The sequence below is a fragment of the Runella sp. SP2 genome (assembly GCF_003711225.1).
Classification (GTDB): domain Bacteria; phylum Bacteroidota; class Bacteroidia; order Cytophagales; family Spirosomataceae; genus Runella.
Genome location: NZ_CP031030.1, coordinates 2,486,682 through 2,506,323, shown reverse-complemented (window position 1 = coordinate 2,506,323; position 19,642 = coordinate 2,486,682). Strand labels below are relative to the sequence as shown.

20 protein-coding genes and 2 pseudogenes are annotated in these 19,642 nt (G+C 43.9%); 20 read left to right on the top strand and 2 right to left on the bottom strand.

Annotated features, from left to right (window positions below; all coding sequences use genetic code 11):
- Positions 1 to 2: 2 nt before the first annotated feature.
- Complete coding sequence (locus tag DTQ70_RS10625) at positions 3 to 242, bottom strand: hypothetical protein (protein ID WP_122930781.1); 240 nt, start codon at positions 240 to 242, stop codon at positions 3 to 5.
- Positions 243 to 285: 43 nt separating this feature from the next.
- Here DTQ70_RS10625 and DTQ70_RS10620 point away from each other — a divergent pair, with 43 nt between their 5' ends.
- The 15 genes and pseudogenes from DTQ70_RS10620 (at position 286) to DTQ70_RS10550 (ending at position 14,011) form a co-directional block, all read left to right on the top strand.
- Positions 286 to 1,629, top strand: coding sequence for a 3-oxoacid CoA-transferase (locus DTQ70_RS10620; protein ID WP_122930780.1), 1,344 nt, complete (start codon positions 286 to 288; stop codon positions 1,627 to 1,629).
- A 73-nt stretch (positions 1,630 to 1,702) separates the two neighbouring features.
- On the top strand, positions 1,703 to 3,190 hold the full coding sequence (locus tag DTQ70_RS10615; RefSeq protein ID WP_122934355.1) for an acyl-CoA synthetase: 1,488 nt from the start codon (positions 1,703 to 1,705) through the stop codon (positions 3,188 to 3,190).
- Between the two features lie 55 nt (positions 3,191 to 3,245).
- On the top strand, positions 3,246 to 3,614 hold the full coding sequence (gene madL / locus DTQ70_RS10610) for a malonate transporter subunit MadL (protein ID WP_122930779.1): 369 nt from the start codon (positions 3,246 to 3,248) through the stop codon (positions 3,612 to 3,614).
- Between the two features lies 1 nt (position 3,615).
- Entirely contained in the window at positions 3,616 to 4,374 is a 759-nt protein-coding gene (gene madM, locus DTQ70_RS10605) for a malonate transporter subunit MadM (protein ID WP_122930778.1), read from the top strand.
- Positions 4,375 to 4,423: 49 nt separating this feature from the next.
- Positions 4,424 to 5,116 carry a DUF6843 domain-containing protein gene (locus DTQ70_RS10600; RefSeq protein WP_164489964.1) on the top strand — a complete coding sequence of 231 codons (693 nt, stop codon included), beginning with the start codon at positions 4,424 to 4,426 and terminating at the stop codon, positions 5,114 to 5,116.
- Positions 5,117 to 5,316: 200 nt separating this feature from the next.
- Positions 5,317 to 6,525, top strand: a complete 1,209-nt coding sequence (pcaF, locus tag DTQ70_RS10595) for a 3-oxoadipyl-CoA thiolase (protein WP_122930776.1) — start codon at positions 5,317 to 5,319, stop codon at positions 6,523 to 6,525.
- A 69-nt stretch (positions 6,526 to 6,594) separates the two neighbouring features.
- Positions 6,595 to 6,807, top strand: coding sequence for a hypothetical protein (locus DTQ70_RS10590; RefSeq protein WP_122930775.1), 213 nt, complete (start codon positions 6,595 to 6,597; stop codon positions 6,805 to 6,807).
- Positions 6,797 to 7,135: a type II toxin-antitoxin system RelE/ParE family toxin gene (locus DTQ70_RS10585; protein ID WP_122930774.1), complete on the top strand. Its 339-nt coding sequence runs from the start codon at positions 6,797 to 6,799 to the stop codon at positions 7,133 to 7,135. The genes DTQ70_RS10590 and DTQ70_RS10585 overlap by 11 nt, the downstream gene beginning before the upstream one ends.
- Before the next feature lie 169 nt (positions 7,136 to 7,304).
- Positions 7,305 to 8,531, top strand: a complete 1,227-nt coding sequence (locus tag DTQ70_RS10580; protein ID WP_122930773.1) for a multidrug effflux MFS transporter — start codon at positions 7,305 to 7,307, stop codon at positions 8,529 to 8,531.
- A complete protein-coding gene (locus tag DTQ70_RS10575) occupies positions 8,500 to 10,284 on the top strand; it encodes an acyl-CoA dehydrogenase (protein ID WP_122930772.1) in 1,785 nt (594 codons plus the stop codon). The genes DTQ70_RS10580 and DTQ70_RS10575 overlap by 32 nt, the downstream gene beginning before the upstream one ends.
- Positions 10,285 to 10,309: 25 nt before the next feature.
- The gene (locus DTQ70_RS10570) at positions 10,310 to 11,545 is read left to right on the top strand and encodes a flavin-dependent oxidoreductase (protein WP_122930771.1); all 1,236 of its coding nucleotides are present in this window, start codon (positions 10,310 to 10,312) and stop codon (positions 11,543 to 11,545) included.
- An 89-nt stretch (positions 11,546 to 11,634) separates the two neighbouring features.
- Positions 11,635 to 12,084: a DUF3237 domain-containing protein gene (locus DTQ70_RS10565; protein WP_122930770.1), complete on the top strand. Its 450-nt coding sequence runs from the start codon at positions 11,635 to 11,637 to the stop codon at positions 12,082 to 12,084.
- A gap of 127 nt (positions 12,085 to 12,211) precedes the next feature.
- Positions 12,212 to 12,901, top strand: a pseudogene (locus DTQ70_RS10560) (CoA transferase subunit A); the annotation flags it as partial.
- Between the two features lie 105 nt (positions 12,902 to 13,006).
- A pseudogene (locus DTQ70_RS10555) lies at positions 13,007 to 13,249 on the top strand (endonuclease domain-containing protein); the annotation flags it as partial.
- A gap of 108 nt (positions 13,250 to 13,357) precedes the next feature.
- A complete protein-coding gene (locus DTQ70_RS10550; protein WP_122934354.1) occupies positions 13,358 to 14,011 on the top strand; it encodes a 3-oxoacid CoA-transferase subunit B in 654 nt (217 codons plus the stop codon).
- Positions 14,012 to 14,082: 71 nt separating this feature from the next.
- Here the strand turns inward: DTQ70_RS10550 and DTQ70_RS10545 are convergent, their stop codons facing one another.
- Positions 14,083 to 14,973, bottom strand: coding sequence for an AraC family transcriptional regulator (locus DTQ70_RS10545; protein ID WP_122930769.1), 891 nt, complete (start codon positions 14,971 to 14,973; stop codon positions 14,083 to 14,085).
- 147 nt (positions 14,974 to 15,120) lie between these two features.
- Between DTQ70_RS10545 and DTQ70_RS10540 the strand changes: the two genes are divergently transcribed.
- From DTQ70_RS10540 to DTQ70_RS10520, 5 genes are read left to right on the top strand one after another with little or no spacing between them, the layout of a single operon-like run.
- Positions 15,121 to 15,900, top strand: coding sequence for a hypothetical protein (locus tag DTQ70_RS10540; protein ID WP_122930768.1), 780 nt, complete (start codon positions 15,121 to 15,123; stop codon positions 15,898 to 15,900).
- A 16-nt stretch (positions 15,901 to 15,916) separates the two neighbouring features.
- Complete coding sequence (locus DTQ70_RS10535) at positions 15,917 to 16,387, top strand: (2Fe-2S)-binding protein (RefSeq protein WP_122930767.1); 471 nt, start codon at positions 15,917 to 15,919, stop codon at positions 16,385 to 16,387.
- Positions 16,388 to 16,414: 27 nt separating this feature from the next.
- Positions 16,415 to 18,589: a xanthine dehydrogenase family protein molybdopterin-binding subunit gene (locus tag DTQ70_RS10530; RefSeq protein ID WP_122930766.1), complete on the top strand. Its 2,175-nt coding sequence runs from the start codon at positions 16,415 to 16,417 to the stop codon at positions 18,587 to 18,589.
- Complete coding sequence (locus tag DTQ70_RS10525; protein ID WP_122930765.1) at positions 18,586 to 19,149, top strand: sugar O-acetyltransferase; 564 nt, start codon at positions 18,586 to 18,588, stop codon at positions 19,147 to 19,149. Before DTQ70_RS10530 ends, DTQ70_RS10525 begins: the two co-directional genes overlap by 4 nt.
- Positions 19,150 to 19,161: 12 nt before the next feature.
- The gene (locus tag DTQ70_RS10520) at positions 19,162 to 19,635 is read left to right on the top strand and encodes a cyclophilin-like fold protein (protein ID WP_122930764.1); all 474 of its coding nucleotides are present in this window, start codon (positions 19,162 to 19,164) and stop codon (positions 19,633 to 19,635) included.
- The last annotated feature ends 7 nt before the right edge of the window (positions 19,636 to 19,642 follow it).

Here is a 19,642-nt window from a genome sequence, read left to right as displayed (position 1 = left end):
ACTCATAAACTCAGTTGTTTTTTCGCTCTTTTTTTTGCCATAATCATGATATGTTGAAGGAGAAGATACCGCTCTAATTCGAGTACCTCTTCCGAACTAAGCTCAGATGTTTTCTTTTTATAAACCAAGTTTTCAACACGCTCTTGCAAAGCAGGGGAAGCTTTATAGTCAAGGATTTGCTGTGGCTCTGGGAATGAAGTGATAAAGTCAATAACTTCATCAATTGGGCGAAGCGTAACCATAGTCTGTTTTTTTTACGAATATACAAATTTCTCGCATAACAATATGAAACAAGTACCCATTATAGACCTTCAAACTGCCGCAAGTATGGTAAAAGAAGGAGATATTTTGCTGCAAGGCGGCTTTGGTATGACGGGCAATCCTGTTCATTTGATGCACGCTTTGGCCGAAATTGGGACTAAAAATCTGACATTTATTGGCAACAATACGGGAGAACCTGGATTGGGCGGAGGGCGTTTGCTTCGGAATGGACAGCTCAAAAAAATGATAGGCTCGTTTTTTACGTCCAATCCCGATGCCGTTAAGGCTGCACAGTCGGGGGCGGTGGAGTATGAGTTACTTCCACAAGGAACATTGGCCGAAGCGCTTCGAGCGGGTGGGGCGGGCATTGGTGGATTTTATACCCCTACTTCGGCGGGGACACTTATCGCCCAAGGACGTGAAACGAAGGTCATCGATGGCGAAGAACAAGTATTTATCAAAGCTTTACGGGGAAATGTCGCGTTTATTCGGGCGTGGCGGGCCGATACCGCAGGTAATTTGCAATACCGCATGACCGAAAACAACTTCAACAAAGCGATGGCTACCGCTGCCGATTTGGTGATTGTGGAAGTGGAAGAAGTAGTACCTGTGGGCGAAATTGCGCCCGAAAATGTACATACGCCAGGTTGTTTTGTCGATTACCTCGTGGTCGCAAAACTTACTTTGGAAGACTTGGGGACGTCTGCGTCGGTTTCGTCGTCTAAAAAAGTGGATGAAAGCCGTATGAACATGGCCAAACGCGCATTGGCTGAACTCCAGAAAGGAAACGTTGTCAATTTGGGTATTGGAATACCAACATTGGTGGCCGATTTAATCACCGAAGAACACAGTATCATTTTGCACACCGAAAACGGGATGTTGGGCGTTGGTCCCGTTCCTGTCGATGGTGGCGGAGCGATGGATTACCCCGTCAATGCGGGAAAGATTCCTGTCACAGCCCTAAAAGGAAGTAGCTATTTTGACAGTGCTGATTCGTTTGCCATGATTCGTGGCGGGCATATCGACGTGGCGATTATGGGAGGTTTGGAAGTGGATGAAGCTGCTAATTTGGCCAATTGGGCGGTGCCAGGAAAGCCGTTGCTGGGTGTAGGCGGCGCGATGGATTTGGCGAAAGGAGCCAAAAAACTCATCATCACGATGACCCACACCAATCCCGATGGCTCATCTAAAATCGTACCCCAATGCACTTTACCCCTCACGGCGTCGGGTGTGGTGGACATGGTGATTACAGAATTGGCAGTATTTGAATTTCCAAGCGGAAAACTTACGTTAACGGGCTTAATGCCAAACGTCACCCTCAAAGAAGTAATTGCGAAAACAAGTGCTAACTTTGAGGTAGCATTATAAATTTTAACTGAGGTTTTGAGAAACTTCAATGTCGGTTATTGTAACCGACGTCACCCAAACATTTTTATTACAAATGTTGAAAATTACGACAAATGCACTTGAAAACCCTGCAAAAGAGGCCATTATTACAGGAGATAAAAGTTATAACTACCAAGCGTTAATCGGCGCATCGAGGGCTTTTGCACACCAACTTCTTGAGACTTCCGATGACTTGAAGGAAACCCGCGTCGCTTTTATGGTATCGCCAGGCTTCGATTACGTGCATGTACAGTGGGGTATTTGGTTGGCGGGAGGCGTCGCGGCGCCACTGTGCATTACCTATCCGCTGCCATCGTTGCAGTACGTCATTGAAGATACCCAAGCGGAAATAGTCGTTGTCGGCCCTGAATATGCCGCTTTGTTAAAAGATTGGGTTTTGGAAAAAGGCTTGCGTTTCATTGTATTGGGTGAAGAAAAAGAAGCAAATGATTCAGCAACTGGACTTCCAACATTGGAAAAGAGCCGTCGGGCGATGATTTTATATACGAGTGGAACAACCAGCCTTCCCAAAGGCGTGGTGACCACCCACGCAAACCTCGAAGCCCAAATTTCAACCTTGATAAAATCTTGGAAATGGGGCGAAAACGACCACATCGTATGTGTGTTGCCGTTGCACCACGTCCACGGGATTATCAATGTCGTTTCGTGTGCGTTATGGTCGGGGGCAACGGTGCAATTTTTGCCGTCATTTTCCGCCGAAGCGTTGTTTGAGCTGTTTTTAGCGGGGAAAGTCAACTTGTTTATGGCTGTCCCGACGATTTATTTTAAACTCATTGCTTATTGGGAAGGGCTGCCCGCTGAACGTCAACAAGAAATCACTGAAGCATTATCGAAGTTTCGTCTGATGGTATCGGGGTCGGCAGCGTTGCCAGTAACGGTGATGGAAAAATGGAAAACGATAAGTACGCACACGCTCTTGGAACGTTACGGTATGACCGAAATCGGTATGGGTATTAGCAACCCGTACGACGGCGAACGCAAAGCAGGATATATTGGCAAGCCATTAGCGGGGGTGAAAGTGCGGTTGGTGGACGATGAAGGCAATGAAGTAAAAGGCCGTACAGCGGGCGAAATTCAAATAAAAGGCAATAACGTTTTTCTGGAATATTGGCGTCGTCCCGAAGCTACTCAAAAAGCGTTTACCGAAGATGGTTGGTTTAAAACGGGAGACGTAGCCGTCAAGGAAAAAGGTTATTATCGTATTCTAGGGCGTGATTCGATTGATATTATTAAGTCGGGAGGATATAAAATCTCTGCGCTTGAAATCGAAGAAGTGCTCCGAACGCACCCTGCCATCAAAGACTGTAGCGTGATTGGCATTCCCAACGAAGAATGGGGAGAATTGGTCGTAGCAGCTATTATCACCGACGGGGCAGAAGTTGATTTGAAGAAGTTGAATACGTGGATTCGGGGAAAAATGCCTGCGTACAAAACCCCGCGTCAGTACAAAATAGTCGCCGATTTTCCCCGAAATGCGATGGGGAAAGTGACCAAAAATGACTTGAAGCCGTTGTTTTTGTGACATACCTGAACGATTAACATTTAACAGATAACGGTTAACAGAACAACTAACACCCATGGTCATTTACGGTGTCGCCCTTTTAGCATTTTGTTACCTCGTCGGACAAGTAGTCGGCGAATACCTCGGAACTTGGCTAGGCGTAGATGCCAACGTCGGCGGGGTAGGTTTTGCCATGCTTTTGCTGATTGTTATCAACAGTTGGTTAGAAAAACAGGGAAAGTTGGATACTCTGACGCAATCAGGAATCCAGTTTTGGAACCAAATGTACATTCCTATTATTGTGGCAATGGCTTCTACCCAAAATGTCAAACTCGCCGTTTCGGGCGGAGCAGTGGCCTTGTTGGCAGGGGCGTTACCCGTTGCCGTTTGTTACTTTACTATCCCTTATTTGACCAAAGCCTTTAAACCTTCAACGGAACAATAACATGGAAATTCTTCTCAAGTTTTTGGAAAAAAATGGATTAGTCGTTGCGTTTTTGGTGGTTGGGTTGATGATTTTGGTGGCTGATAACGTATCCAAGCGATTGCTCAATAAAAAAGTGCCAACTCCAGCGGTGGCCATCGTTTTTGGATTACTATTGGCTTATGTAGGAGGTACAATTTCAGGAGGAGAAAAGGGCATTGCCGATGTGAAACTCTTTTCGGGAATGGGTCAATTGGGAGGTTCCATGTTTCGCGATTTTGCGATTGTGTCCACAGCGTTTGGGGCAAGTATTTTGCTGATGAAAAAATCGGGCGTAGTAGGGGCAATTTCATTGCTGATTGGTACTATTCTCTCTTTTTGTTTAGGCGTTTTCGTCGCTTTTGGATTAGGGATTCGTGATGCCGTCAGCCTCACCACCATTGGGGCGGGTGCCTGTACGTACATCGTTGGCCCCGTGACGGGTGCTGCGATTGGAGCGAGTTCGGAAGTGATTGCTTTGAGCATTGCCACGGGCGTCGTCAAAGCGACGGTAGTAGCTATTGCCACCCCTTTGGTGGCCAAACGAATTGGACTAGATAATCCTCATACTGCCATGGTTTTTGGGGGAATTATGGGAACAAACGCAGGCGTAATGGCTGGATTAGCCGCTACTGACCCGAAATTGGTGCCTTATGGCGCACTTACTGCTACTTTTTATACGGGACTTGGATGCCTTTTGTGCCCTACCGTTTTTTACCTCATTATAAGAACAATCGTATAGTTATGGCTCATTTTAAAAGACCGACACGAAACGACAAATCGACACTATATTGAAAGATAAAAAATACATATTCGGACTGACAATAATTATTCTGACCTTTTTGGTTTCACTTAACCCATATTTGCTAATTTTTACTGTTCCTGCTTTTATTATCGGAGTTGGAATTTTATGGTTTAGTAAGACAAAGATTTTAGCGAAGACACTTTGGACAGTTTTACCATTATTATTTTGGTATCCTTCGATGCATTTGTTTTTTTATTTGTCAGGAATTATTGGAACAGCGACCGCTCAAAAACTTGACTTCAATTTTCCAGACAATTTTAAGGGAAAAGCAATTGTAGTTCAACAAATCGACGGCGGACAAGAAATTATAAAAAAGGACGGGCGAGAACAACTAAACTTTCCTGAAAACGGAATTTTACTGTATAAAGGTAAAATAGAAAGTGGCTACATAAATCACCAATACTTTTATGTGACAAATGCAGGAGACAGAAAAAAAATTCCTGAAAGAGCAAACTATATGTTTTGGGATGATGCCAAAACGAAAACAAGCAGTTCAGAAGTTGGTATTTGGTTTGAAGGTATGGGAATGGCGACACAGATTCCGCCTGACAAACTATCTGAGTACAAATACTTGGAAATGATAGTTTCTTCCAAAGACAGCTTAGAAAAGTATTATGACTTTCAATACAACAAACGGACAGACAGTTTGAAATACGAAATAATGAAACAATGCAGATAAGAAAAACGAGCCATAACATCGGTTTGGCAATATGGCGGCTGAAGTACTTATATCAAACATTTGTGCAAAGTTCAACAGCAGTAATTCTATTAAACTTTTGTGTTAAAAATCCGCCACATCGCCAAGCCGTAAACCGTTATCGGCACTCTAAAACGGTTAACGGATAACAATTAACAAATAACTGTGTTTTAGCACTTACCATGAAAGAAGCATTTATCATAGATGCCATTCGGACTCCGATTGGTAGCTTTGGTGGCAGTTTGTCACCCGTAAGAGCTGATGATTTAGCGGCCTTACCCATCATTGAATTGATAAAAAGGAACCCTTCGATTCCAGCGGAAGCGATTGAAGATGTGATTTTGGGTTGTCACAACCAAGCAGGGGAGGACAATCGTAATGTAGCGCGGATGGCGTTACTGTTGGCAGGACTTCCTTACACAGTTCCTGGGGAAACCGTCAACCGATTGTGTTCTTCTGGGATGTCAGCCGTGGTTCACGCCAATCGCGCCATCAAAGCAGGTGATGGGGAAGTATTTATCGCTGGAGGGGTGGAACACATGACGCGTGGCCCTTGGGTGATTTCAAAAACCTCAAAACCCTTTGGCAACGACGCCCAAATGTTTGATTCGAGCTTTGGCTGGCGTTTTGTTAACCCCAAAATGCAAAAAATGTACGGCACCGACGCCATGGGGGTGACAGCGGAAAATTTGGCCGAAATGTACAATATCAGTCGCGAAGACCAAGATTTGTTTGCCTTACGTTCTCAACAAAAAGCAGCAGCGGCTCAGCAAAATGGGATTTTGGCTGAAGAGATTGTTCCCGTTGAAATGACCGACCGCAAAGGCAATGTAACGGTTTTTGACAAAGACGAATTTATCAAGCCAGGTACCACTTTGGAAGGATTAGCCAAGCTAAAACCTGCCTTCAAAAAAGAAGGTGGGACGGTCACGGCGGGCAATGCTTCGGGCTTAAACGACGGGGCAGCGGCCATGTTTATTGCGTCGGAAGAGGCGGTGAAAAGCTATAATCTCACTCCTAAAGCGCGTATTATTAGCTCGGCGGTAGTGGGCGTAGAGCCTCGGATTATGGGGATTGGGCCCGTGGGAGCAACCCAAAAAGCCCTTCAAAAAGCAGGATTGACGCTCGATGACATGGCGGTAATTGAGTTTAATGAAGCGTTTTCGGCTCAATGTTTGGCGGTGTCGCGCAATCTTGGCTTGGCCGATGACGACGCCCGTATCAATCCCAACGGAGGAGCCATTGCCCTTGGGCATCCGCTTGGTATGTCGGGGACGCGTATTGTGCAAGCGGCAGTAAATCAGCTTGTTCGTACTAATCAACGTTATGCCTTGGCTTCCATGTGTGTAGGCGTCGGTATGGGTTATGCCGTGGTGCTTGAGCGGGTGTAGTAGGGAGAATGTGTGAGCTTTGAATTGTTGAATTTTGTTTGCTAACTTTGAGAACCAACATCAAGAATTATGTCACAAGCACACGCACTATACGAGCTTTATAGCCACTTGCCAGCAAAAGAAAAAAGACGCTTCAAACAGCTCATAGACGAAAATGAAAAGGTTGAAGTGTTTGTAGAAGGGGTTGAAAAAGGGTTAAAAGAAGTAAAGCTAATTCAAGAAGGGAAATTACCTCGCCGAACATTTGCAGATTTAAAAAGGGAAATAGCGAATGAAAAATGAGGTTTACACAACGCCTTATTTTGACAATCGCTATAAAAGGCTTTCTAAAAAGTTCAATTCTCTTGATGAAGATGTAGAGCAGCTGGTTAATGCACTTCTTGAAAATCCAAAAATAGGTGAGGCACTTGGGGCTGGGCTTTATAAGATTCGGTTGTCAGTAAAGAGTAAAGGGAAGGGAAAAAGTGGCGGATTTAGGGTGATTTCATACCTTTTTGAAGAAACGGAGGAGGGGTGTGTCATCTATCTGGTCGCAATATATGATAAATCTGAGGAAAGTACTCTCACTAAAAAAGCCCTACTTGAAATCGTAAAGGAAGCTTTTGAGTAACTTGTAGATTGATTCTGCATAAAATAAAACGCATTTCGCCTAACCATTTTTTGACTAATTGTTGGAAATTTGCACTATTCCAATAATTAGTCATTTTTGGTTTAATTAAACCTATGAGGTTTTGTACTCGCTCGATTTAGAAACCTCATAGGTTTGAAATTTCTTCTTCATGACAAAAAAACAAGAACAAAACATCATTTTATTATTAGGAGCCTTGCAAGGAATTGGTCCTTTTTCGACCGATATGTACTTGGCGGCTTTTCCTACCATTGCCCAAGAATTGAACGTAACCATCGCCGAAGTCGCTTATTCGATGAGTAGCTATTTCGTCGGGATTTGCTTGGGACAACTTCTTAATGGCCCTCTTATTGACCGTTTTGGACGTAAAAATCCTCTTCTTATAATGCTTGGGTTATACATTCTAGCAAGTATTGGCTGTTCGATGGTCAATTCCGTTGAAGGCTTAATTGTGCTCCGCTTTTTTCAGGCCATTGGCGGAAGCATGGGAATGGTGGCCAATCGCGCCATTGTTAGAGATGTTTTTCCTGCCAACCGTTTGGCGCAAGTTTTTTCAACCATGACATTGGTGATGGGCATTGCCCCCATCATTGCACCTTCAGTGGGTGGATTTGTCGTGGTTGGTATGGGTTGGAGAGCTATCTTCTGGGTATTAGCGGCATTTGCAAGTCTTGTACTAGGTTTGGTCTATTTCTTTTTACCTGAATCTCGCGGAAAAGACCGAAGCGTATCTCTAAAACCAAAAGCTGTTCTAACTGACTTCTATTCCATTTTGCAAAACCGCGCGTTTTTAGGTTTCACCCTAGTGGCTGCCATGAACACGGCGGGAATTTTTGCTTTTATAGCCAATGCGCCCTTTGTTTATATGAAACTCCTTGGGCTCAACGAACAGACTTTTGGCTGGGTATTTGGTCTAAATGCTGCCTTTTTTGTGGTCGGAAGCCAATTAAATCGTTGGTTATTGAAATATCATTCCAGCGAAACCATTGCTAAAAGAGGGTTGCTGGTACAAGCGCTAATGGGCGTTGCATTGGTGGTTGTCGTGGCATTTTCGTATCTCTCGTTAGGCTCTTTAATGAGCCTGATAGCCGTTTATACCTTTTGTTTAGGTATGATTGGTGCCAATGCGATGGCTTTGGCGATTAGACCTTTTTCCAAAAATGTAGGTTCGGCTACAGCATTACTTGGAAGTTTTCAAATGGGGGCAGGAGCGGTTGCCTCAGCCATTTGTAGCTATTTTGATGACGGTACGGCCATGCCTATGGTGAGTGTCATGGCTGGAGTGGCATTTGTTGGGTTGTTAGGATTGTGGTTTGGTACAAATCATACTCAGAAATCAGATAAAAATGACGAAATTATTTTCGCGGGAGACCATTGATTTTCTGCTTAATGAAGTAATTGAAGTGGAGCAGTTGCTTCATTGGAACTACTTTAACGCACACAGTTCCGAAACTTTTGCCATGACATTGGATAATGCAACGAAGATTAGTCAGCGCATCATGCAGGCCAATTATGTGTCATCCGACCGTCATCCCCCTGTGCTAGAAAATGGGAGCGTCTCGGTACATGCGGGCATACATACTTTTGTCAAAGCGTATGCAGACTCGGGGCTTTTATCGGCCACTTTTCCTTTTGAATGGGGCGGGCAACAATTGCCCAAAACTGTGAATGCTGCCGTAGAATTTATTTGTATGTGTGGTCACAACAGTTTTATCATGTTTACTGACTTGATGGTGGGTTGTGCCAATCTGATTTTGACCTATGGTGATGAGGCTCAAAAACAACAGTTTTTACCCCAATTGCTGTCGGGACAATGGGGAGGTACGATGTGTTTGACCGAACCACAAGCGGGAAGTGCGTTGTCAGAAATCACAACAATGGCTGTACCACAAGCCGATGGAACGTACAAAATCAGAGGTCAAAAAATATTTATTTCGGCAGGCGACCATGATGTAACTGATAATATCATTCATCTTGTTTTAGCCAGAATCGAAGGTGCTCCACGCGGAACAAAAGGAATCTCCCTTTTTATGGTTCCAGCCCCCAAACCGCCAATGGGGGCTAATGATGTTAAATCTATTGGAGTGATTCACAAAATGGGTCAAAAAGCGACTCCTGCGTTGCATTTGGGGTTTGGGCAAGAAAATAATTGTACAGGATACTTGCTGGGAGAACCGAATCAGGGTTTGTCTCAAATGTTTCAAATGATGAATGGTGCGCGTTTGGGCGTTGGGTTGACAGGTATTGCTATTGCTTCTGCGGCTTATCATACCTCATTACAGTACGCGCAAGAGCGCGTGCAAGGCAAAGGATTGTCGGCCAAATTAGCCGAAAAAGGGTCGGTGGCTATCAAGCAGCATCCCGATGTTCGTAGAATGTTGTTGACCCAAAAAGTCATTACCGAAGGGACATTGGCGTTTATCATGCAGTGCTACTACTACATGGATTTGCTCAAAGTTTGCCAAACGGAAGAGGAACGAATGAAATACGATGCTTTGCTCGAATTACTTACTCCTGTGGCCAAAACCTACGGTGCCGAAATGGGAAATGTATCTGTTAATCAAGGCTTGCAAGTGCTTGGAGGATATGGGTATAGTGAGGATTTTACGTTGGAACAAATGGCGCGCGACGTGCGAATTATGAGTATTTATGAAGGAACAACGGGGATACAGTCGCAGGCACTTTTAGGAAGACAAATAGTTAAAAACAAAGGGTTTGCGTTGCAGATTTGGAAAGAAGAAGTTGAAAAAGATGTAACAAAAGCTTTCCTTACTCCTGAATTGAGTGCTTATGGTGAGAAACTGAAAGAGGCTTTAGGGAAGTTTGACCAAGTCACTCGCGAGTTACTTTCTATTGCCGCCGCAGGTGACAACGAGGCTTTTTTGGCCGACGCTACGCTCTACATGGAGTTTTTTGGCATACTCAACGTTGCTTGGCAGTGGCTGAGAATCGGGGTGGTTTCCCAACAAAATCTTTCGACAATGTCCGAAAAATCAGGCTTTTACGACTCTAAGATTCATGCGATGAAATTTTATTTTACCTACGAACTTTCCAAAATTGACTATCTAGCAAAAGTGGTCGTAAATAAAGAACGGCTAACGACCGTTGCAGAAACCGAAATCCTTTTTTAATAAATAAACTCACAGGAGTTAACCTATGAAAATTATTGTAATTGGCGGAGGAATTGGAGGACTAACTACCGCGCTTTGCCTTCACAAAGCAGGGTTTGATGTGGTCGTGTATGAATCCGTAAAAGAAGTAAAACCCCTCGGCGTCGGAATCAATACGCTGCCTCATTCGGTACGAGTACTTACCCACCTTGGTCTGCAAGAAACAATGGCAAAAAATGCCATTGAAACCACTGATTTGGTGTATTTCAATAAGTTTGGGCAGCAGTTTTGGACGGAGCCTCGCGGACGTTTTGCAGGATATAAATGGCCTCAATTCTCCATTCACCGAGGTACGTTGCAGATGCTTCTGTGGGAGGAAGCCAAACAAGTACTTGGCGAGGAAAAGCTCATTCCTAACCATCATTTGTCGCATTTTGAGCAAAATGAAACGGAGGTCAAAGCGATTTTTATCAATCGGGAAACGGGTGAAAGTATTCGGCAGGAAACAGGAGATTTATTAATTGGTGCTGACGGAATCAACTCAGTAGTTCGTCAACAGTTGTATCCAAACGAAGGGCCACCTGTGTATTCCGAAAACGTACTTTATCGAGGAACAACTCGTATGAAACCATTTTTGAACGGTACGTCGATGGCAATGATTGGAAGTATGCAGCAAAAAATGGTGGTGTATCCCATTGACCCTACGCCCGACGAGAATGGAAATTTTCTTATCAACTGGGTGGGTAATTTGAAAGAAGGGAAATCGAAACTTACTGCACGCGACTGGAACCGCGAAGCTGATAAGGCGCGATTGGTAGAAATTTACAAAGATTGGACGTTTGACTGGCTGGATGTGCCTGCGATGATTGACGGAGCCAAAGCGGTGTATGAGTTTCCGATGAGCGACCGTAACCCGCTCGACCGCTGGACGTTTGGACGAGTGACGCTTTTGGGTGATGCGGCGCATCCGATGTACCCAATTGGTTCAAATGGAGCGTCACAGGCTATTTTGGATGCCGATTATTTGATGGAATGTTTGCTCAAATTTAAAAATCCTTTGGCGGCGTTGGAGGCTTACGACCAAGAGCGAGTGCCAGCCGCAGCCAAGGTGGTGCTTCAAAACCGCGCCAAAGGCCCCGACCAAATCATGGACTTGATGGAAGAACGTTTTCCTCAAGGGTTTTCTTCCGAAGAAATTCCGCATGATGAGTTGGAACAAGTCATGGAACACTACAAAAAAGTAGCGGGCTTTGATGTGCAAACCCTGAATTTGAAAGGATAATGGAATCGCAAAACTGTAAAACCGAGAAATTTAAAACTGAAAAAGTGAATGAATACAGGGGCGAATAGGACTTTGAACAAAAAATAAAGATGGAATTTGAATTTGCTTTTGAATTGAGGGTAGAGGTTGCCGATATACAATTTATGGGCGATACCCACCGTGGCAATCGTCGTATGATTCCCATTACGGGAGGGACGTTTGAAGGGCCAGCCATCAAAGGAAAGATTCAAGCAGGAGGATACGATTGGCAGGTAATTCGTACGGATGGGGTAGCGGAGTTGGATGCCCGTTATGTACTTCAAACCGATGATGGTGCCTTGATTACGATTGTTAACCAAGGACTTCGGCGAGGGCCTGCGGAGGTGATGAAACGTTTGTCGGAAGGAAAAGAAGTGGATCCGTCAGAATATTACTTTCGGTCTATTCCTGTATTTGAAACCGCCGACCCAAAGTACGTATGGCTGTCTCAATCGGTGTTTGTGGCAACGGGGATTCGTAAGCCTGACAAAGTGATGATTCAGGTCTATAAAATAAACTAACGCCATTCGTGGTTCGTTTTATACGCAATTAATTGTATCGGTCTGACTACCGTCTGACCGTGAGCTAAAACAGGGTCAGACGATAGTCAGACCCGAATGTATTCATAAACAGATTAACCGAAAAAACATGATAAATAAAGTAGTAAGTGGCGCGGCTGAGGCCGTGGCAGATATAAAAGACGGAGCCATACTAATGCTCGGAGGATTTGGCCTATGCGGTATTCCCGAAAACTGCATTTCAGCTTTGGTAGAAAAAGGAGTGAAAGAATTGACTTGTATTTCCAACAACGCGGGAGTCGATACCTTTGGGATTGGCTTGATGCTCCAACAGCGACAAGTCAAAAAGATGATTTCGTCCTATGTCGGTGAAAATAAGGAGTTTGAACGGCAACTGCTTTCGGGTGAGCTGGAAGTCGAACTGATTCCCCAAGGGACGTTGGCCGAGCGAGTACGGGCGGGAGGAGCGGGTATTCCCGCATTTTTTACCCCCGCAGGTGTTGGCACCGAAGTTGCTGAGGGCAAAGAAGTACGCGAATTTAACGGAAAAAAATACTTGCTGGAATCGTGGCTACGCGCCGATTTTTCGATTGTAAAGGCTTGGAAAGGAGATACTTCTGGGAATTTGGTCTTTAGAGGCACCGCTCGCAACTTCAATCCCATGATGGCGGCAGCGGGAAAAGTCTGCATTGCCGAAGTGGAAGAACTCCTTCTTGCGGGCGAACTTGATCCCAACGAAATTCACGTTCCAGGAATTTATGTGCAGCGGATTTTTGAAGGAAAAAATTACGAAAAACGGATAGAGCAACGGACAATCGCCAGCCCCCTAACCCCCAATGGGGGAACAAAGCCGTTGAGAGATTCATCTTATTGGCAGAAGGCAGACCCTTTTACATATGGACTATTGAAAGAGTTTTCGGAGAGAATGAGAAATAATCCGACAAAGGCTGAGGAAGTACTTTGGGAGGCATTAAGCGGGAAAAAATTGGAAAGTTATAAATTCCGAAGACAACACATTATTGGTCAATACATTGCAGATTTTGTTTGTTTAAAAGAGGGCTTGATTATCGAAATTGATGGACTAATTCATCAAATGCCTGATAACGTTGTATCTGATAAAGAACAAACCGATTGGTTGGAAAAAGAAGGATTTCAAGTTGTTCGCTTTTCCAATGATGATGTTCTCCTGAATCGTAGCGAAGTATTAAATAATATCGAAACCATATTAAAAAAGAAAACTGCGATTAAAGTAACTCCCCCATTGGGGGCAGGGGGGCTGGACAAATTCGGCATCGCCAAACGCATTGCCAAAGAACTCCGCGATGGCTATTACGTCAATTTAGGCATTGGAATCCCCACGTTAGTCGCCAATTATATCCCCGAAGGCATTAACGTAGTACTTCAATCCGAAAATGGTTTGCTCGGCATTGGTCCATTCCCAACGGAGGAAAATGTGGATGCAGACCTCATCAACGCAGGCAAACAAACTGTGACCATACAAGCAGGTTCGTCGTTGTTCAGTTCGGCGGAGAGTTTTGCCATGATTCGCGGTGAGCACGTGGACTTGACGATTTTGGGTGCGATGGAAGTGTCCGAAAACGGGGACATCGCCAACTGGAAAATCCCTGGCAAGATGGTGAAAGGCATGGGTGGTGCAATGGATTTGGTAGCCTCGGCTAAAAATATCATTGTAGCCATGCAGCACGTCAATAAAGCGGGAGAGTCTAAGTTGTTGAAAAGCTGTACGTTGCCGCTGACGGGTATTGGCTGCGTTAAAAAAATTGTGACCGAACTCGGGGTTTTTGAAGTAGTGCCCGAGGGAGGCTTCAAACTGCTCGAAATAGCCCCTGGCATTACGGTCGAATACATTCAATCAGTCACGGAAGGCAAGCTAATTGTGGAAGGCGAAGTGCCTGTGATTGAGGTATAAGGAGATTTTTATGCACGCAAAGGCGCAAAGCCGCAGAGGGGTGTTTACTGCTGTGACTTTGCGCCTTTCTCTTAATTTATTCCAATACGATACTCCACAGGACTTACCCCCACTTTTTGCTTAAAAAATCGGGTAAAATGCTGCGGATATTTGAAACCCAATTCGTAGGCTATTTCGCTCACCGATTTGCTGTTGTCGAAGATGCGTTCTTTGGCTAAATCTATCAAGCGAAGCTGTATGTATTCTAAAGCTGTTTTACCTGTTTGTTTTTTTACCAAATCACCAAAATAATTGGCAGAGAGATGTAATTCATTGGCAAAGTATGCCACCGAAGGTAAGCCGTTGAATTTTAGTTCTTCACCTTGAAAATATTCATTTAGTTTTTGCTCAAATTGTTCGATAATTCCGTGATTTACGTGTTCCCGCGTGATGAATTGGCGGTCGTAGAAACGGCTACAATATTTCAATAACAATTCAATGTTGGCCACGATGAGTTTTTTGCTGTGGGCATCCATATTTTGCTTGATTTCCAATTCAATATTTGCAAAACAAATATCCACCAAGTTTCTTTCTTTCTCCGAAACGTGCAGTGCTTCGTAAGAATCGTAGTTAAAAAAGGTGTATTCGTGAATTTGCTTGCCTAAGCTCGTTCCTTTGATTAAATCGGGATGAAAAATAAGGGCAAGGCCATAGGGTTGATGCCATTCGCCTTCGGGTTCGGAGGTGGTAATTTGCCCTGGAGCAAAAAAAATAATGCTTCCTTCGTCATAATCATAGTACCTCAAGCCATATCGTAAGTCGCCACATTTGCTGTCTTTGATGATGATGGCATAGAAATCCATTCGGAATTTGTCTCGCTTCAAAGGGTTGCCTTTGCTCAAATCCAGCACACTGATGAGCGGGTGTAAGGTAGGGTGATTGAAGGTTTCATTATAGGTTTTTATGCTATCATAAATAATCATCGGCTTGGTATTTTTTTACCAAATCTACATCCTTAAATGTTGAATTGGAATACCATCGGTAAAATTGGTAGGTAAAACAGTGAAATGTATAAAAGTTATCCTAAATGCTCACGCTAACTTTGCAAAAAAATAAATAAATACCTGTCAATGAATTGTTTAACGAATTTTCTTTTTCTGTTTCTATTTATTTTAACCTCTTTATTTAGCATCGGACAAACGCCCGATAGCACTAACAATACCGCTACTTTTTCGGGATCGGTGGGTTTAACCAACAATGGATTTTCTATCATTCCCTCGTTTTCTCTGAATAGCCCAGCGATTGTAAGTACGTTATCGTTTCGCAAAAAAAGATTTAGTTTCGACCCTGACATTCGAGTGGCCTTGGATGCCAAAAATGGCGGTTTTCTCTGGTGGTTTCGCTATAAATTGATTGACAAAAAAAAGTTTGGTTTTAGGGTAGGTACGCACCCTGCTTTTACGCTCATAAAACGCCAAGACACCGAAAACGGCAAAACCACCGAAATCACCGAAATGCTCCGATTCATTGCCTTTGAGGCCGTGCCAAGCTATCAGTTCAATGACCATTTTGGGGTAAGTGCCGTGTATTTACAAGGAAATGCGCTGCAAAAAACGGGGCCTCAACAAACCCGCGTTTTATTTCTGAATACAGCTTTTACCAACATCGGTTTGAATAAAAACCTCTATTTGAATGTATTCCCAAGTGTTTTCTTCCTCAACACCGATGGCTACCAAGGAAGTTACCTAACGGCTACCGTGGCGGTGGGGCATAAAAAATCCTCGTTCAGTCTTCAATCTACTATTAACCAGACGTTTACGTCAAATTTGCCAGGAAATCAGGATTTTATGTGGAACGTAACACTGAATTATAATTTCAAACGATTTTTGAATAAAACGACCAACCTTTAGATAAAATAAACCTCCAATGGCGAAATATAACTTAATCATAAACGGTAAAAAAGCGCAAGTCGAAGCGGATGCTGACACCCCAATTTTATGGGTAATCAGAGATACCATAGGGCTAAAAGGTACAAAATTCGGCTGTGGCATGGGGCTTTGTGGTGCCTGTACGGTTCATCTAAATGGTCAAGCCATTCGCTCGTGTCAAACGCCTATTTCGTCTGTCAAAGCAACGGCTAAAATTACGACCATCGAGGGTATTTCAGCCAATATCGACCACGTGGTACAGAAAGCATGGATTCAGGAACAAGTGCCTCAATGTGGCTATTGTCAGTCGGGGCAAATTATGTCGGCAGTGGCATTATTAAAATCAAATCCAACGCCTACTGATGAAGACATTGATACTTACATGGCAGGCAATATCTGTCGATGTGGTACGTATGAGCGTATCCGTAAAGCCATTCATGTGGCAGCAAACGAAATGAAAAAGAAATAATCAGCCGTTGAGACCCAAGAATATATCATGGAAAATAATTCAATTAATCGTCGTAATTTTTTGAAATATACGGGTTTGTCGGGGGCTGGGTTGGTGTTAGGAATTTCCAATGCCAATGCAGCTGTTGTCACCGCCACCGCCGTTGTAGAGACAGGGCAGGCCCTGTCTCTACTCACCCCGTATATCATCATCGAAAAAACGGGTAAAATCACCATTTTTAATACCAAACCCGAAATCGGCCAAGGTACATTTCAATCAATTCCTGCCCTAATCGCGGAGGAATTGGGAATTTCGTCCGACCAATATGAAATAAAACAAACAGGTGGGGAGTCAAAATTTGGCCCTATGCAAATGTCGGGTGGTAGCATGTCGGTTAGGTTGAATTATAATGAACTCCGCAAAGTTGGTGCTGCTGCCCGCGAGATGTTGATTACGGCTGCTGCCAAACAATGGAATGTTTCAGAGGTGGAATGTACGGCCGAAAATGCCAAAGTAACCCACCAACCCACGGGCAAAACGTTGACTTACGGAGAATTAGTAGAAACTGCCGCAAAGCTGGAAGTACCTAAAAATCCTACCCTAAAAGATCCGAAAGATTTCAAAATCCTTGGAAAACCTGCAAAACGCCAAGATATTCCTTTGAAAGTATCGGGTAGGGCCGTATTTGGAATAGACGCCGAACTGCCAAATATGGTCTATGCGTCGGTGGAACGTTGCCCTGTTTTTGGGTCTAAACTCAAAGACTTTGATAAAACAGCTACACTTAAAGTGACTGGTGTAGAGCAAGTTGTAGAGGTAGAACGAGTTTTTGGCGTTTATAAAACCACGGGAGTAGCCGTCGTTGCCAAAAACTACTGGGCTGCCCTTAAAGGTCGAAAAGCACTGAAAGTCAATTGGGATTACCAAGGCAAAGAAAATTTTAACACGGCTGATTATACCCAATATTTGAGAGATTTGGCTAAAAATGAAGGGTTAATAGACAAAAGCGAAGGTGATTTTGATAAGATTTTTGCCGAATCCGTGCAAAAGGTGGAAGCTTTCTACGAAACACCTTTTGTCTCACATTCTACGATGGAGGCCATGAATTGCACCGCTCATTGGTACGAAAATGGTAATCTTGAAATCTGGACTTCAACCCAAGTTTCTTCTGATACGGTTCGTGATATGATGAGTCGTTTTGGCTTAAAAGAAGAAAATATCACGCTCCACACTTGTTTTAATGGCGGCGGTTTTGGCCGAAGACTCGCCATTGATTTTATCATCGAGGCCGTAAACTTGGCAAAAGCCATCAAAAAGCCTGTGAAACTTATTTGGACCCGCGAAGACGATACGCAGTTAGGGCCATTTCGCCCGCCTACTTTCTCAGCATTGAAAGGGGCTTTGACCACCGATGGTAAATTGGCGGCTTTTCAGCACAAGGTTATTGCACCAACCATCTTGTCATTTCTTAATCCAGCATTCGACAAAACCAAAGTGGACGAAACAATGGTGGAAGGTATCAGCCACCAAGCCTACGAAATCCCAAACATGAAAAATACATTTGTATATGCCGATATTCATGTGCCTTTGTTGTGGTGGCGCTCGGTAACGAGTTCTACTTTGGCCTTTTCACACGAATGTTTTATTGATGAACTGGCGCATAAAGCAGGCAAAGACCCGATGACATTCCGTTTAGAAATGCTCACAAAAGAGTCTGATACCAAGCGTGTTTTGCAAAAACTGAAAGAAGTGTCGAACTGGGATAGACCGCTACCTAAGGGCAAAGGTCGCGGTGTGGCGCAATGGAGCTTCTTTGCGGGATTGGCAGGGCAGGTGATTGAGGTGACGAAATTGTCGGACAATTCAGTGAAAATTGATAAAGTTTATGTGGTTATTGATTTGGGTACAGTCGTGAATCCTGATACCGTAAAGGCTCAGATGGAAGGCGCGGTAATTATGGGTATTACAGCCGCTACCAAAAACGGCATCACGTTTGCCAACGGGCGTACTGTACAAAGCAATTTTCATGACAACCCTGTGCTGAGGATCAACGAGGCGCCCAAAGTTGAAGTCCATATTTTGGCAGAAGGGGGGGCAACCATTAAAGGCGTGGGTGAACCAGGTCTTCCTCCCGTGGCTCCTGCATTGGCCAATGCCATATTTGCAGCAACGGGCATTCGATTGAAAAAAATGCCTTTTAATTTAGACAACTTAGGTGAATGAATTCGCAGAAAAGCCTATTTGAACGAATGCTGTCAGGGGGAGTCATTCCCGCTGACGATCCCCAATTGCCCGATATGTGGGAGAAGGTAAATCGAACCTTGAAACTGAATCCTGCTCTTAATAACTCTACCGATACAGCGCAAATAAGGGAGCGATTGAGCGAAATCATTGGGAAACAGATTGATTCCAGTACCACCGTTTTTGTACCTTTTCATACCAATTTTGGACAACATATTCAGTTGGGAAAAAATGTATTTATCAATCATGGATGTACCTTTCTCGACCTCGGCGGAATTATGATTGAAGACGATGTGCTGATTGGCCCTCAAGTCTGTATTGTTACCGAAAACCACCCAATTGACCCTACCAAACGTAAATCGCTCGACCTAAAATCGGTAACTATTAAACGAAATGTTTGGATTGGAGCCAATGCAACGATTTTACCTGGGGTCACAATTGGAGAAAATTCGATTGTGGCCGCGGGGGCAGTTGTGACAAAAGACGTAGCTCCAAACACCATAGTGGGAGGAGTACCTGCCAAAGAACTCAAGAACATTTAAACTAACACAAAAATGAAAATACTAACTTACATCCTTTTTAGTACACTTTTTGTTTCAACGGCTTGTAAATCAGAAAGCATCCAAAGTGAACCCGAATCTACGATGATTGAACCACCTACCTCCGTTGTATCAACCCCTAAAATACAGATAAAAATCGGTAATAAAACCTTCACGGCAACTCTTGTCGATAATGCCACGTCCAAAGCTTTTGTTGCTCAATTGCCGCTGAATATCAGTATGATAGAGTTGAATAATAACGAAAAATACGCCGATTTACCAAAGGCATTACCAACCAACGCCTCTGTCCCGCCGAGTATTCAGGTGGGAGATTTGATGCTGTATGGTTCTCGTACGTTAGTGTTGTTTTACAAAGGATTTAGCACTTCATACAGTTACACCAAAATGGGTAAAATTGACGATGTAACAGGACTCCAAGCGGCTCTTGGGACGGGGGAGGTGACGGTGAGTTTTGAGGTGAAGGAGTGACCCTTCA